Here is a 13,887-nt window from a genome sequence, read left to right on the forward strand (position 1 = left end):
CGGCGCACATAGGCATATGGACGCTGATTCCCGAAGAAAAGTCAGTCACTGAGCTGATCGGTTTCCGCCAGCAGTTTGATCGCTGTCGCACCGACCTTGCGCACCGCGTCTTCGATCTGCGGTGTTGGTTTGGCAGCGTAGTTCATGCGCAGGCAATTGCGGTACTTGCCCGAGGCGGAAAAGATGCTGCCCACGGCAATCTGTACGCCCTGGTCGTGCAATGCACGATTCAGTTTCAGGGTGTCGAAGCTGTCCGGTAGCTCCACCCACAGCATGAAGCTGCCTTGCGGACGACTGGCACGGGTGCCGGCCGGGAAGTAGCGGCTTACCCAATCGATCATCAGGTCGCGATTGCGATGGTATTGCGTGCGCATCCGCCGCAAATGCGGTTCGAAATGGCCATCTTTAAGGAATTCGGCGATGGCGATCTGCGGTTGTGGGGCAGTGGAACCGGTGCTGATGTATTTCATGTGCAGCACCCGTTCCAGATAGCGGCCGGGCGCGACCCAACCGATGCGCAGGCCCGGGGCCAGGGTCTTGGAAAACGAACTGCACAACAGGACCCGACCGTCCTCGTCGAAGGACTTGATCGTGCGTGGACGCGGGTAGGTGTAGGCCAGTTCGCCATACACATCGTCCTCGATGATCGCCACGTCATAGCGCTGGGCAAGCGTCAGTAACGCGCGTTTACGCGACTCCGGCATGATGTAGCCCAACGGGTTGTTGCAGTTGGGGGTCAACTGTATGACCTTGATCGGCCACTGCTCCAGGGCCAGTTCCAGCGCTTCGAGACTGATGCCGGTCAGCGGATCGGTGGGGATTTCCAGGGCTTTCATGCCCAGGCCCTTGAGGGTCTGCATCGCGCCGTGAAAGCTCGGCGAGTCCACCGCGACAATGTCGCCGGGTTCGCAGATCGCCCGAATGCTGGTGGACAGCGCTTCGTGGCAACCCGTGGTGACCACCAGATCACTGGCGCTCAACTGGCAGCCGGAATCGAGCATCAGGCGAGCGATCTGTTCGCGCAGTTCGAGGTTGCCGTGGATGTTGTCGTAATACAGGCCAGGCATGTCCTRCCGCCGGCTGATTCGCGCCAGGTCGCGCAGCAGCGGTTTCATGGTCGGAGTGGTGATGTCCGGCATGCCGCGGCCCAGTTGCACCACGTCTTTGCGCGGCACGGCGCGGATCAATTCCAGCACCTGATCCCATTGAGAGATGTCCACCGGGCGCTGGGCCGGGCGACCGACCGCTGGCAAATCCGGCAATTCGCGACTGGCAGGAACGAAGTACCCGGACTTGGGCCGTGGCATGGCCAGCCCGCTGTCTTCCAGCACCCGGTAGGCCTGCTGCACCGTGCTCAGGCTGACGCCGTGCTCGACGCTCAGCGCCCGTACCGAGGGCAGCCGGTCACCGGGGCGATAGAAGCCCTGTTCGATACGTGTGCCGAGCAACTCGGCGAGGTTGACGTAAAGGGTCATGGTGCAGCCTCGATAGGGGTGATTTGGTTAACCAGCACAGATCGAGCGAAAAATCGGGATTCAGTGGTGGAATCGGCAAAACTGTATGGAGTTAATACAGCTGTTTTGAATCTGTAATGCTTTTGCGCGCCCACGCATCATGGAGCCTCTGGCTACCCAAGTAAACAGGAGCATCCAAGATGAACGGTTTGAGCGATGTGCGGCTGACGTTACACAGTCAGGAACTGGTGACCGGGCAGAACAACGGCACGCGGGAGGCGGGCATGCACAATGTGTTGTCCGACCAGAGTCGTTGGGATCAGTTCTGGCGTCGGCTGCACACGCGCAAGGCGTTGCTGGCCCTGACGGCTGACCAGCTCAAGGATATCGGGCTGACGCGGGAGCAGGCGCGGGAGGAGGGGCTGAAGCCTTTCTGGAGGATCTGAGTTTTGCAGTGTTCTTCAGGGCCTCATCGCGAGCAAGCTCGCTCCCACAAGGAGCGGTGTTGAACACAAATCTTGTGAACACCGCCAAACACTGTGGGAGCGAGCTTGCTCGCGATGGCGCCGGTACAGGCCCAGCAAAACCTTCAGACCAACTCTTTAAGCCGATGCCACAACATCCCCAGCGCTAACAACGGCGAACGCAAATGCTTGCCGCCGGGGAAGGTGATGTGTGGCACCTTGGCAAACAGATCGAAGCCGCCGCTGTGCTGGCCGCTGATAGCTTCGGCCAGCAGCTTGCCGGCCAGGTGCGTGGCATTCACGCCATGACCGGAATAGGCCTGGGCGTAGTACACGTTCGGCTGGTCCTTGAGTCGTCCGATCTGCGGCAGGCGATTGGCACCGATGCCGATCATGCCGCCCCATTGGTAATCGATCTTCACTGCGCTCAGTTGCGCAAAGACCTCCAGCATTTTCGGGCGCATATACGCGGCGATGTCTTTCGGGTCGCGGCCCGAGTAATGGCAGGCGCCGCCAAACAGCAGGCGCCGGTCCGCCGAGAGCCGGTAATAATCCAGCGCCACTCGCTGGTCACAGACCGCCATGTTCTGCGGCAGCAGGGCGTGGGCCAGTTCTTCGCTCAATGGTTCGGTGGCGATGATGTAACTGCCGGCGGGCAGGACTTTTCCGCTGAGTTCCGGATTGAGGTTGTTGAGGTAGGCGTTGCAGCCCAGCACCAGGGTTTTGGCGCGCACCGAGCCCTCGGCGGTATGGACCTTGACCTCGGGGCCATAGTCGATGCGGGTCACGGCCGAGTGCTCGAACAACTGGACCCCCAGATGTTGTGCCGCGGCTGCTTCGCCCAAGGCCAGGTTCAGTGGATGCAGGTGCCCCGAGCCCATGTCGATCAGGCCGCCGACGTAACGCGTGGAGCCGACCACGGTGTGCATCTCATTGGCTTGCAGCAATCGGGTCTCGTAGCGATAACCGAGGCTGCGCAATTCTTCGGCATCCTCGGCGAATCCTTCAAGGTCACGGGGCTTGTTGGCGAGGTCGCAGTAACCCCAGGTCAGGTCGCAGGGGATCTGGAAGCGCTCGACCCGTTGCCGGACGATTTCCACGGCTTCCAGGCCCATGAGTTTCATCTGCCGTACGCCTTCGACGCCGATGATGTTAGCGAATTGATCGAGGCCGTGGCCGACGCCGCGAATCAGCTGCCCGCCGTTGCGTCCACTGGCGCCCCAACCAATTTTATGGGCTTCAAGCAACACCACGCTGAGGCCACGCTCGGCCAGCTCAAGCGCCGTGTTCAACCCCGAAAACCCGCCGCCCACCACACAGACATCGGCCAGCACTTCGCCTTTGAGCGCCGCAAGTTCGGGCTGCGGCAGGCTGCTGGCGGCGTAGTAGGAAGCGGTGTGGTTCAGAGCAGGCTGTTGAGCACGGGCATTCATGTGCGTGATCCTGGTTCTTGCTTTTAGAAAACTTGACGGAGCATAAGCCGGACCTTTCCGGGCGGGCAACATTGGTCGGCTGGTACTGTCTGGATCGGAGCTTTTGCGTCAGAATCCCGCTCTATTCCGCTATTGGTCACCGCTGCAATGAGCTGCAACAGCCAGACAATCCGCACATTGCGACAACAGATTCCCTCGTTCGAGTGCGTTCCCGGCTGCCATGACTGCTGCGGGCCGGTGACCACCTCGCCGGAAGAAATGTCGCGCCTGCCGCGCAAGACCCGCGCCGAGCAGGATGCCGCCATGGAAGAACTCAACTGCGTGCATCTGGGGCCGAATGGTTGCACGGTGTATGACGAGCGGCCGCTGATCTGCCGGTTGTTCGGCACCACCAAGACCTTGCCGTGCCCGAATGGGCGCGGGCCGGTGGAGCTGATTCATCCGCGGGTGGAGACGCAGGTGTTTGAGTACATGGCCAACACTCGGCAGGTGTTGGTTTAAAAGATCGCAGCCTGCGGCAGCTCCTACAAAAAGCGTGTGTACACACGTAGGAGCTGCCGCAGGCTGCGATCTTTTGATCTTCAATCCGGAATCGGCAAGGTCAGGCTCTCCTTCACCTCTTCCATCACGATATAGCTCTTGGACTCGCGCACATGGGGCAACTTGAGCAGGATGTCGCCCAGCAACTTGCGGTACGACGCCATCTCGGAAATCCGCGCCTTCACCAGGTAGTCGAAATCCCCTGACACCAGATGACACTCCAGCACGTGGGGCAATTTCAGCACCGCACGTCGGAACTCTTCGAAAGTATCGCCGGATTTGTAGTCCAGGCTGATCTCGACGAACACCAGCAGACTACCCTTCAGGTGCTGCGGATTGAGCCTGGCGTTGTAGCCCATGATGATCCCTTCGCGCTCCAGACGCCGGACCCGCTCAGTACAGGGCGTGGTCGAGAGCCCGACCTTTTCTCCAAGCTCCGTAAAGGAAATCCGCCCGTCCGCTTGCAGGATCCGCAGGATGTTGCGGTCGATCTTGTCCAGCTCACGTTTGGTCTGAGTGTTGGTACGCATAGGGGATGCGCCTCCGTGAAAAGGGTTTTTGCCGAGAATTGTCGCCAAATATAGGCGCTTATATAGTGAAAAGCACTGGTAAATCTTTTTTACACTGCGCGCATCTGAAGCTCTGAATAACAAACGTCAGCGGTTATCCGCGATGAGGGATATGAAAATGCGCGTCATGGTCTTGGGTAGCGGCGTCATCGGTACCACCAGTGCTTATTATCTGGCCCGTGCCGGGTTCGAAGTGGTGGTGGTCGACCGGCAGCCGGCTGCTGCCATGGAGACCAGTTTCGCCAACGCCGGGCAGGTCTCGCCGGGTTATGCCTCGCCGTGGGCCGCGCCGGGCGTGCCGCTCAAGGCCATCAAGTGGCTGTTGCAGCGCCACGCGCCGCTGGCGATCAAGGCCACTGCCGACATCGACCAGTACCTGTGGATGGCACAGATGCTGCGCAACTGCACCGCCAGCCGTTACGCGGTGAACAAGGAGCGCATGGTCCGCCTGTCCGAGTACAGCCGTGACTGCCTCGACGAACTGCGTGCCGAAACCGGCATCGCCTACGAAGGCCGCAGCCTCGGTACTACCCAGTTGTTCCGCACCCAGGCCCAGCTCGACGGCGCGGCGAAAGACATCGCCGTGCTGAAAGAGTCCGGCGTGCCGTTCGAACTGCTCGACCGCGAAGGCATTGCCCGCGTTGAGCCGGCGCTGGCCAGCGTCACGGACATCCTCGCCGGTGCCCTGCGCCTGCCGAACGACCAGACTGGCGACTGCCAGATGTTCACCACCAAGCTTGCAGAAATGGCCGCAAACCTCGGTGTGCAATTCCGTTTCGGCCAGGACATTCAGCGCCTCGACTTCGCCGGTGACCGCATCAACGGTGTGTGGATTGACGGCAAGCTGGAAACCGCCGACCGCTACGTGCTGGCCCTCGGCAGCTATTCGCCGCAGCTGCTCAAGCCGCTGGGGATCAAGGCACCGGTGTATCCGCTCAAGGGCTACTCCCTGACCGTGCCGATCACCAACCCGGCGATGGCCCCGACTTCGACCATTCTCGATGAGACCTATAAGGTCGCGATCACCCGTTTCGACAACCGCATCCGCGTCGGCGGCATGGCTGAAATTGCCGGTTTTGACTTGTCGCTGAACCCGCGCCGGCGCGAAACCCTGGAGATGATCGTCAACGACCTTTATCCTCAGGGCGGCAATCTGGCCGAGGCCAGCTTCTGGACGGGCCTGCGTCCGACCACTCCGGACGGCACCCCGATTGTCGGCGGAACAAAGTTCAAGAACCTGTTCCTGAACACCGGTCACGGCACGCTCGGCTGGACCATGGCCTGTGGCTCCGGTCGCTTGCTGGCTGACCTGATGGCGAAGAAAAAGCCACAGATCAGCGCCGAAGGCCTCGATATTTCCCGTTATGACAACAAAACCCAGGAGCCTGCAAAGCATGTCAGTCCAGCGCCAGCTCACCAATGAGCGCATGAGTCAGATCGTCACCCATAACGGCACGGTTTACCTGGCCGGACAGGTCGGCGATGACATGAACGCCGGGATTGAGCAGCAGACCCGTGAAACCCTCACCAACATCGAGCGGTTGCTCGATCTGGCGGGCACCGACAAGCACAATCTGTTGTCGGTGACGATTTACCTGAAAGACATCGACGCGCATTTCGAAGGCATGAACGCGGTGTGGGACAAGTGGCTGCCAAAAGGCGTCGCCCCGGCCCGCGCCACGGTTGAATCGAAATTGTGCGAACCGCAAATCCTGGTCGAGCTGTCGGTTGTCGCCGCTCTGCCATAAGCTTTCAGACAGATCCCTCTCCCGGTGCTGCTGGCGGTTCACGCCGTCAGCCAGCGCCGGTTTTTCTTCCCGATAACCCGACCAGAAGTCTGCCGCCATGCGTCCTGCCCGTGCCCTGATCGACCTTCAAGCCCTGCGCAATAACTACCAAATCGCCCGTGAGCTCACGGGGGCCAAAGCCCTCGCGGTGATCAAGGCCGATGCCTATGGCCATGGCGCTGTGCGATGCGCACAAGCGCTGGAAGCCGAGGCGGACGGGTTTGCCGTGGCCTGCATCGAAGAGGCGTTGGAGCTGCGGGCGGCGGGTATTCGTGCGCCGATCCTGCTGCTGGAAGGTTTTTTCGAAGCCGACGAGCTGGCACTGATCGTCGAGCATGATTTCTGGTGCGTGGTGCATTCGCTGTGGCAACTCGAAGCCATCGAGAAAGCGGCGTTGAGCAAGCCGATCACGGTGTGGCTCAAGCTCGACTCGGGCATGCACCGGGTTGGCCTGCATCCGGCGGATTATCAGGCGGCCTACCAACGACTGCTGGCCAGCGGCAAGGCCGCGAAAGTGGTGCTGATGAGCCACTTTGCGCGCGCCGATGAGTTGCACGAACAGGCCAGCGCCGACCAGGTGGCGGTGTTTGAAGCGGCGCGTAAGGGTTTGTCCGCCGAAGTGAGTTTGCGTAACTCGCCGGCAGTGCTCGGTTGGCCACAGATTCCGAGCGATTGGGTGCGTCCGGGCATCATGCTCTATGGCGCCACGCCGTTCGAAGAAGCCAATGAAGTGGCTGCGCGCCTGCAACCGGTGATGACGCTGGAATCGAAAGTGATCAGTGTGCGTGAACTGCCGGCCGGCGAGCCTGTCGGTTACGGCGCCAGATTCATCACCTCCAAACCGATGCGCATTGGCGTCGTGGCCATGGGGTACGCCGATGGCTACCCGCGTTCGGCACCGACCGGCACGCCGGTGTTGGTGGCTGGTCAGCGTAGTCAGCTGATTGGCCGGGTATCGATGGACATGCTCTGCATCGACCTGACCGATGTGCCGCAGGCCGGCCTCGGTTCGACCGTCGAATTGTGGGGCAAAAACATCCTCGCCAGCGATGTCGCCATGGCTGCCGGCACGATTCCATACCAGATATTCTGCAACCTGCGCCGAGTGCCACTGCTCTATTCCGGGGCTTAGTGCCCGAAGCTCCAGACCGGAAGTCGCCTCGCTGAACAGGATTCAGGTCAAAGTGTTGTAAATACTGAACGCTGTCGCCATGATAACGCTCACTATTCCAACAATTTTGAATCCTGGAGGCGCAAGCTTTGGACGTCGGTGAACGACTGCAATCCATCCGTAGGCTCAAAGGCCTTTCCCAGCGTGAGCTCGCCAAACGGGCGGGGGTCACCAACAGCACGATTTCGATGATCGAAAAGAACAGCGTGAGCCCTTCGATCAGTTCGCTGCGCAAGGTGTTGGGCGGGATTCCCATGTCCATGGTCGAGTTCTTTTCCGAAGAAATCCTGCAGGAAAAACCGACTCAGATCGTCTACAAGGCCAACGAGCTGATCGATATTTCCGATGGCGCGGTGACCATGAAACTGGTCGGGCGTGCCCATCCGAGCCGGGCGATCGCATTCCTCAATGAAATCTATCCGCCAGGCGCCGACACCGGTGACGAGATGCTCACCCATGAGGGTGAGGAAACCGGCATCCTGGTCGAAGGAAAACTGGAACTGGTGGTCGGTCTCGAAACTTTTGTCCTCGAAGCCGGCGATAGCTACTACTTTGAAAGTACCAAGCCACACCGTTTCCGTAATCCGTTCGATGTACCGGCGCGACTAATCAGCGCAGCCACGCCGGCGAACTTCTAAGAAAAGAGGCGTCCTGCCAGCATCGCAGAGGCGCCCGGGCTGTGTTTCCGCCGCAGCCTATGACCCCTCCGACTTTGGGGTTGTTTCAGTGCGACGGGCTTACCGCTATACTTGCGCCCGCCTGCGAACCGTGGCCGTAGGCGTGACTAGCCACCATTGAGGGTGAACGCGTGAACCTAATTATGAAAATGCTGGCTGCACCAGCAACCGTATTGGCCCTATGGGCTGTCAGTGTCAGCGCTCAAGCTGTAACCAACGACGAAATCGCCAAACGCCTTGAGCCAGTCGGCCAGGTTTGTGTTCAGGGTAAAGAGTGCAAGGGCATGGAAGTGGCCGCTTCCGCTGGCGGCGGTGGCGGTGCAAAAACCCCGGATGAAGTGATTGCAAAACATTGCAACGCTTGCCACGGTTCAGGCCTGTTGGGCGCGCCGAAAATCGGTGATGCCGCCGCTTGGGGCGAGCGTGCCAAGAAAGAAGGTGGTGTTGACGGCCTGCTCGCCAAGGCGATCTCCGGCCTCAACTCGATGCCGCCAAAAGGCACCTGCGCCGATTGTGCAGACGCCGAGCTCAAAGGCGCCATCCAGAAGATGTCCGGCCTGAAATAAGCCTGAGTCTTGCTGCTGAAAAGCCGCTTTCGAGCGGCTTTTTTGTGCCTGTGATTTCGAAAAACGCCGCTGATCTCTGTAGGAGCGAGCTTGCTCGCGAAGCGTTCGAAGGCGCCGCAGGGTGTCAGGCTCGCCGCGTTATCGTTGACGACCATCGCGAGCGAGCTCGCTCCTACAAGGTTTTTGTGCTCGCGATTAGACCCTTAGCCTGTTCATTGCGGCAAAGACCCGGCAAGCTCGGAGCAACCCCAATCCATGGAACGTGAGGGAGGATCCGATGGTTCAGCTGTGCTCTATCGAACAGGCGGTCGATGACGTACTGGCGCGGTTGCCGGTCCACATTCACATGGGCCTGCCCCTGGGCCTGGGCAAACCCAACCATTTCGTCAACGCGTTGTATCGACGTATCGCGCAGTCTCCCGAGCGGCGGCTGACGATCTACACCGCGTTGTGTCTGGGGCGCCCGCCCTTGGGCGATGGTTTGCAAAAGCGTTTTCTCGAACCCTTTGTCGAAAGGGTCTTCGGCGATTATCCGGAGCTGGAATTTCTCGCCGACCTGCGTCGCGACCAACTGCCGGGCAACATCCACATCCAGCAATTCTTCATGCAGCCCGGCAGCCTGCTCAACAGTGCCACGGCGCAACAGGATTACGTCAGCAGCAACTACAGCCATGCGGCGCGGGACATCAACGCCGCCGGGTTGAACCTGGTGGCGCAATTGGTGGCCAGCGATGCCGAACATCCCGACCGCTTGAGCCTGAGCTGCAACCCGGACATCACCCTCGACCTGCTGCCGATGATTGCCAAGCGCCGCGCCGCCGGAGAAACCATCCTGATGGTCGGCCAGGTGCACAACGATCTGCCTTACATGCCTGGCGATGCGGAGCTCGGCATCGACACCTTCGACTTGCTGATCGACCAGAAGGACAACACCACGCTGTTCTCCACGCCGAACATGCCGGTGGGGTGTCAGGACCATTTCATCGGCCTGCACGCCAGCACCCTGGTGCGTGACGGCGGCACCTTGCAGATCGGCATCGGTTCCATGGGCGATGCGCTGACGGCGGCGCTGCTGGCGCGGCAAGCCGACAACGACGGATACAGCGCTTTGCTGGCAGACGTAAACCTCAGCCACTGGGCGCAACTGGTCGAGCGCGAGGGCGGTATCGAACCCTTCGCCAAAGGCCTGTATGGCTGCAGCGAAATGTTCGTCAACGGCTTGCTGGTGCTGGCCGATGCCGGGATCGTGCGGCGCAAGGTTTATCCCGATGTGGCGACCCAGCAGCAGGCGAATGCCGGCACCCTCGACGAGACTGCTCAAACCGATGGCATCTCGGTGCACGGCGGATTTTTCCTCGGTCCGCGCAGCTACTACGAGCGCTTACGCGAGTTGCCGCAAAGCAAGCGGCTTGCATTCAATATGACCCGCATCAGCTACATCAACGAGCTCTACGGCCAGGAAGAACTCAAGCGCTTGCAACGCCTGGATGCGCGGTTCATCAACACCGCGTTCACCGTGACCTTGCTCGGTGCGGCGGTGGCGGATCAGCTCGAAGACGGACGTGTGCTCAGCGGCGTAGGCGGGCAATACAACTTCGTGGTTCAGGGCCATGCGCTGGCAGGCGCGCGCTCGGTGTTGCTGCTGCGCAGCTGGCGCGAGTCCGGCGGCGACGTCAGCTCGAACATCGTCTGGGAGTATGGTCACTGCACGATTCCGCGGCATCTGCGGGACATCGTGGTCACCGAGTACGGCATCGCCGATCTTCGCGGCAAAACCGATGCGGCAGTGATTGAGGCCTTGCTCAATATCAGCGACTCGCGTTTTCAATCGGGATTGATCGAGCAGGCGCAGAAAGTCGGCAAACTGCCCAAGGACTTCCGTCTAGATCCGCGCTTTACCGATAACAGTCCGCAGCGTTTGCAGGCGATTCAGGCGCGGCATCCGCAGCTGTTTCCAGAGTATCCGCTGGGCTGTGATTTCACCGAGGTGGAGCAGGATCTATTGCGGGCGCTGAATTGGCTCAAGAGCAAGTTCAAGCTGAGCGAGGTGCTGGAGTTGGGCAAGGCAGCGCTGGATGCGCCGGAGGCGGCAGCATTTCCGGAACATCTGGAACGCATGCAACTGGCTAACCCGGAGGGGATGAAGGAGGATTTGTATCAGCGGTTGCTGCTCACAGGCCTCAAGGCCACCGCGCAGTAACCGACCACCGAAAACAACTGTGGGAGCGAGCTTGCTCGCGATAGCGGTGTATCAGTCAACGAAGATGTCGACTGACACTATGCAATCGCGAGCAAGCTCGCTCCCACAGGGTATTGCAGTGTTCGGGCGTTATTCGATGAAGGTCACAACACCATCGGCCAGCGACTTCACGCGGGCCAGCGACTCTACGCGATAACCCTGGGAGTCCAGTTCCGCACGGCCGCCTTGGAACGACTTCTCGATCACGATGCCCAGGCCCGCCACGGTGGCGCCGGCCTGTTTGATGATCGAAATCAGCGCCTGGGACGCCTTACCGTTGGCCAGGAAGTCATCGATGATCAGCACACGGTCGCTGCTGGTCAGGTGGCGCGGGGAGATCGCGACGGTGCTTTCGGTCTGCTTGGTGAACGAGTACACGGTCGCCGACAGCAGGTTTTCGGTCAGGGTCAGGGACTGGTGCTTGCGGGCGAAAATCACCGGCACGCCGAGGTTCAGGCCGGTCATGATCGCCGGGGCGATGCCCGAGGCTTCGATGGTGACGATCTTGGTGATGCCCGAATCCTTGAACAGCGTGGCGAATTCGTCGCCGATCAGCTTCATCAGGGCCGGGTCGATCTGGTGGTTCAGAAAGGCGTCGACTTTCAGGACCTGGTCGGAAAGCACGATGCCTTCTTCGCGAATTTTCTTGTGCAGGGCTTCCATGAAGCTGTCCTCTTTTGGCGCCTGTGCGCCGAAGGTCATGTAAAAGTGGTCAATTCTAGCGCTTTAACATCGCGCGTATATCCGCCAATGCGTTGTTGCCTCGCACGGCTTTGACTTCGGTCGGTGTGTCGTCGTTACCTTCCCAGGCCAGATCGTCCGGCGGCAGCTCATCGAGGAAACGGCTCGGCGCGCAATCGATGATCTCGCCGTACTGCTTGCGCTTGGCGGCGAAGGTGAAGGCCAGGGTCTGGCGCGCGCGGGTAATGCCCACGTAGGCCAGGCGACGTTCTTCTTCGATGGTGTCGGCTTCGATGCTGGAGCGGTGCGGGAGGATTTCCTCTTCCATGCCCATGATGAACACGTAGGGGAATTCCAGGCCCTTGGAGGCATGCAAGGTCATCATCTGCACGCCTTCGGCGCCGTCTTCCTCTTCCTGCTGACGCTCCAGCATGTCGCGCAGCACGAGTTTGCCGATGGCGTCCTCGACGGTCATCTCGCCTTCTTCGTCTTTCTCCAGGGTGTTCTTCAGCGCCTCGATCAGGAACCAGACGTTACCCATGCGGTAGTCGGCGGCCTTGTCGCTGGAGCTGTTGGTGCGCAGCCAGTTCTCATAGTCGATGTCCATGACCATGCTGCGCAGGGCCGAGATCGGGTCTTCGCCGGCGCACTGCTCGCGCACCCTGTCCATGAAGCGCTTGAAGCGCGACAGGCGATCGGTGAAGCGGCTGTCCAGATGCTCGCCCAAACCCATCTCGTCGGTGGCGGCGTACATCGAGATCTTGCGCTCGGTCGCATAGTTGCCCAGCTTCTCCAGCGTGGTCGAGCCGATCTCGCGGCGCGGCACGTTGATCACCCGCAGGAAGGCGTTATCGTCATCCGGGTTCACGATCAGGCGGAAGTAGGCCATCAGGTCCTTCACTTCCTGACGTCCGAAAAAGCTGTTGCCGCCAGACAGGCGATACGGCACCTGGTGATGCTGCAACTTCAGCTCGATCAGCTTGGCCTGGTAGTTGCCGCGATAGAGGATCGCGAAATCACTGTATGGGCGGTCGGTGCGCAAGTGCAGGCTGAGGATTTCCATGGCCACGCGCTCGGCCTCGGCGTCCTCGTTGCGGCAGCGGATCACGCGGATCTCGTCGCCGTGGCCCATTTCACTCCACAGCTGCTTTTCGAATTCGTGGGGGTTGTTCGAGATCAGCACGTTGGCGCAACGCAGGATGCGGCTGGTGGAGCGGTAATTCTGCTCCAGCATCACCACTTTCAAGGACGGGTAGTCTTCCTTGAGCAGCATCAGGTTTTCCGGGCGGGCACCACGCCAGGCATAGATCGACTGGTCGTCGTCACCTACCACGGTGAACTGGTTGCGTTTGCCGATGAGCATTTTTACCAGCAGGTACTGGCTGGCGTTGGTGTCCTGGTATTCATCGACCAGCAGGTAGCGCACCTTGTTCTGCCACTTTTCCAGGATGTCGGCGTGCTCTTCGAACAGCTTCACCGGCAGCAGGATCAGGTCGTCGAAGTCCACCGCGTTGAACGCCTTGAGCGTGCGCTGATAGTGGGTGTAGACGATGGCGGCAGTCTGTTCCTTGGGGTTGCGCGCGTTTTCCAGGGCCTGGGCCGGCAGGATCAGGTCGTTTTTCCAGGCGCCAATCATGTTCTTGATCTCGTCGACGCCGTCGTCGCCCGAGTATTCCTTCTGCATGATGTCGGTCATCAGGGCTTTGACGTCAGTCTCGTCGAAGATCGAGAAGCCCGGTTTGTAGCCCAGCCGCACGTGTTCCTTGCGGATGATGTTCAGGCCCAGGTTGTGGAACGTGCAGACCGTCAGCCCACGACCTTCACCGGCACGCAGCAGAGTGCCAACCCGTTCCTTCATCTCGCGGGCGGCCTTGTTGGTAAAGGTCATGGCGACGATGTACTGGGCGCGAATGCCGCAGTTCTGGATCAGGTGCGCGATTTTGCGCGTGATCACGCTGGTCTTGCCGGAGCCGGCGCCGGCGAGCACCAAAAGAGGGCCGCCGACGTAGCTCACGGCTTCTTGCTGCCGGGGATTGAGTCGGGACATAGGTAAATTCAGGAGTCAGTCACAAAATGGGCCGGCATTTTAACAGGCTCAGCGAATTGTGCTGCTCTGTCCGACTTGTGACGTACCACGCTATCTGTAATTGCCGGTTTTGTTACTTTCACGCAGGATGCGCAATGAATTTGCGGCTAATGTTCGTAATTCCAGATGCAAAGGGCTCGATTTGATAACTGATGTCATTGTCATTAGTTATCGGAACGGCATAATGCCCGTCGCCTACATCTTTGCAGAGTCTAGGGAG

General features: G+C 60.1%; 13 protein-coding genes. 8 read left to right on the plus strand and 5 right to left on the minus strand.

Annotated elements, in window-relative coordinates; all coding sequences use genetic code 11:
* Positions 1–41 precede the first annotated feature (41 nt).
* Positions 42–1,475, minus strand: coding sequence for an aminotransferase-like domain-containing protein (locus AC1DXW_RS01715; RefSeq protein WP_477759732.1), 1,434 nt, complete (start codon positions 1,473–1,475; stop codon positions 42–44).
* Between the two features lie 179 nt (positions 1,476–1,654).
* Between AC1DXW_RS01715 and AC1DXW_RS01720 the strand changes: the two genes are divergently transcribed.
* Positions 1,655–1,900, plus strand: a complete 246-nt coding sequence (locus AC1DXW_RS01720) for a DUF1127 domain-containing protein (protein WP_477752272.1) — start codon at positions 1,655–1,657, stop codon at positions 1,898–1,900.
* A gap of 143 nt (positions 1,901–2,043) precedes the next feature.
* On the opposite strand, the gene AC1DXW_RS01725 is transcribed toward AC1DXW_RS01720, so the two are convergent.
* Positions 2,044–3,351, minus strand: coding sequence for an NAD(P)/FAD-dependent oxidoreductase (locus AC1DXW_RS01725; RefSeq protein WP_477752273.1), 1,308 nt, complete (start codon positions 3,349–3,351; stop codon positions 2,044–2,046).
* A gap of 147 nt (positions 3,352–3,498) precedes the next feature.
* On the opposite strand from AC1DXW_RS01725, the gene AC1DXW_RS01730 reads away from it, so the two are divergent.
* Complete coding sequence (locus tag AC1DXW_RS01730; RefSeq protein WP_477752274.1) at positions 3,499–3,852, plus strand: YkgJ family cysteine cluster protein; 354 nt, start codon at positions 3,499–3,501, stop codon at positions 3,850–3,852.
* 80 nt (positions 3,853–3,932) lie between these two features.
* Here the strand turns inward: AC1DXW_RS01730 and AC1DXW_RS01735 are convergent, their stop codons facing one another.
* Positions 3,933–4,421, minus strand: coding sequence for an Lrp/AsnC ligand binding domain-containing protein (locus AC1DXW_RS01735; protein ID WP_007975155.1), 489 nt, complete (start codon positions 4,419–4,421; stop codon positions 3,933–3,935).
* 157 nt (positions 4,422–4,578) lie between these two features.
* Between AC1DXW_RS01735 and dadA the strand changes: the two genes are divergently transcribed.
* The 6 genes from dadA to AC1DXW_RS01765 all read left to right on the plus strand — a co-directional run bounded on the left by dadA (position 4,579) and on the right by AC1DXW_RS01765 (position 10,861).
* Complete coding sequence (gene dadA, locus AC1DXW_RS01740) at positions 4,579–5,883, plus strand: D-amino acid dehydrogenase (protein ID WP_477752275.1); 1,305 nt, start codon at positions 4,579–4,581, stop codon at positions 5,881–5,883.
* A complete protein-coding gene (locus tag AC1DXW_RS01745; protein WP_477752276.1) occupies positions 5,855–6,208 on the plus strand; it encodes a RidA family protein in 354 nt (117 codons plus the stop codon). Before dadA ends, AC1DXW_RS01745 begins: the two co-directional genes overlap by 29 nt.
* A 97-nt stretch (positions 6,209–6,305) precedes the next feature.
* Complete coding sequence (gene alr, locus AC1DXW_RS01750; RefSeq protein ID WP_477759733.1) at positions 6,306–7,379, plus strand: alanine racemase; 1,074 nt, start codon at positions 6,306–6,308, stop codon at positions 7,377–7,379.
* A 128-nt stretch (positions 7,380–7,507) separates the two neighbouring features.
* A complete protein-coding gene (locus AC1DXW_RS01755; RefSeq protein WP_008023455.1) occupies positions 7,508–8,056 on the plus strand; it encodes a cupin domain-containing protein in 549 nt (182 codons plus the stop codon).
* 182 nt (positions 8,057–8,238) lie between these two features.
* Positions 8,239–8,661: a c-type cytochrome gene (locus AC1DXW_RS01760; RefSeq protein WP_477752300.1), complete on the plus strand. Its 423-nt coding sequence runs from the start codon at positions 8,239–8,241 to the stop codon at positions 8,659–8,661.
* A gap of 277 nt (positions 8,662–8,938) precedes the next feature.
* Positions 8,939–10,861, plus strand: coding sequence for an acetyl-CoA hydrolase/transferase C-terminal domain-containing protein (locus AC1DXW_RS01765; protein WP_477752278.1), 1,923 nt, complete (start codon positions 8,939–8,941; stop codon positions 10,859–10,861).
* Positions 10,862–10,990: 129 nt separating this feature from the next.
* On the opposite strand, the gene AC1DXW_RS01770 is transcribed toward AC1DXW_RS01765, so the two are convergent.
* Positions 10,991–11,563: a xanthine phosphoribosyltransferase gene (locus AC1DXW_RS01770; protein WP_046038985.1), complete on the minus strand. Its 573-nt coding sequence runs from the start codon at positions 11,561–11,563 to the stop codon at positions 10,991–10,993.
* 55 nt (positions 11,564–11,618) lie between these two features.
* Positions 11,619–13,628 carry a DNA helicase Rep gene (rep, locus tag AC1DXW_RS01775; RefSeq protein WP_108217218.1) on the minus strand — a complete coding sequence of 670 codons (2,010 nt, stop codon included), beginning with the start codon at positions 13,626–13,628 and terminating at the stop codon, positions 11,619–11,621.
* Between the last annotated feature and the right edge of the window lie 259 nt (positions 13,629–13,887).

This window comes from Pseudomonas sp. P4_C4, assembly GCF_056402055.1.

Coding starts and splice junctions, on each gene's coding strand:
- rep (WP_108217218.1), bottom strand. CDS start 13,628: ATGTCCCGACTCAATCCCCGGCAGCAAGAAGCCGTGAGCTACGTCGGC.
- AC1DXW_RS01735 (WP_007975155.1), bottom strand. CDS start 4,421: ATGCGTACCAACACTCAGACCAAACGTGAGCTGGACAAGATCGACCGC.
- AC1DXW_RS01765 (WP_477752278.1), top strand. CDS start 8,939: ATGGTTCAGCTGTGCTCTATCGAACAGGCGGTCGATGACGTACTGGCG.
- dadA (WP_477752275.1), top strand. CDS start 4,579: ATGCGCGTCATGGTCTTGGGTAGCGGCGTCATCGGTACCACCAGTGCT.
- AC1DXW_RS01760 (WP_477752300.1), top strand. CDS start 8,239: ATGAAAATGCTGGCTGCACCAGCAACCGTATTGGCCCTATGGGCTGTC.
- AC1DXW_RS01770 (WP_046038985.1), bottom strand. CDS start 11,563: ATGGAAGCCCTGCACAAGAAAATTCGCGAAGAAGGCATCGTGCTTTCC.
- AC1DXW_RS01745 (WP_477752276.1), top strand. CDS start 5,855: ATGTCAGTCCAGCGCCAGCTCACCAATGAGCGCATGAGTCAGATCGTC.
- AC1DXW_RS01725 (WP_477752273.1), bottom strand. CDS start 3,351: ATGAATGCCCGTGCTCAACAGCCTGCTCTGAACCACACCGCTTCCTAC.
- alr (WP_477759733.1), top strand. CDS start 6,306: ATGCGTCCTGCCCGTGCCCTGATCGACCTTCAAGCCCTGCGCAATAAC.
- AC1DXW_RS01730 (WP_477752274.1), top strand. CDS start 3,499: ATGAGCTGCAACAGCCAGACAATCCGCACATTGCGACAACAGATTCCC.
- AC1DXW_RS01720 (WP_477752272.1), top strand. CDS start 1,655: ATGAACGGTTTGAGCGATGTGCGGCTGACGTTACACAGTCAGGAACTG.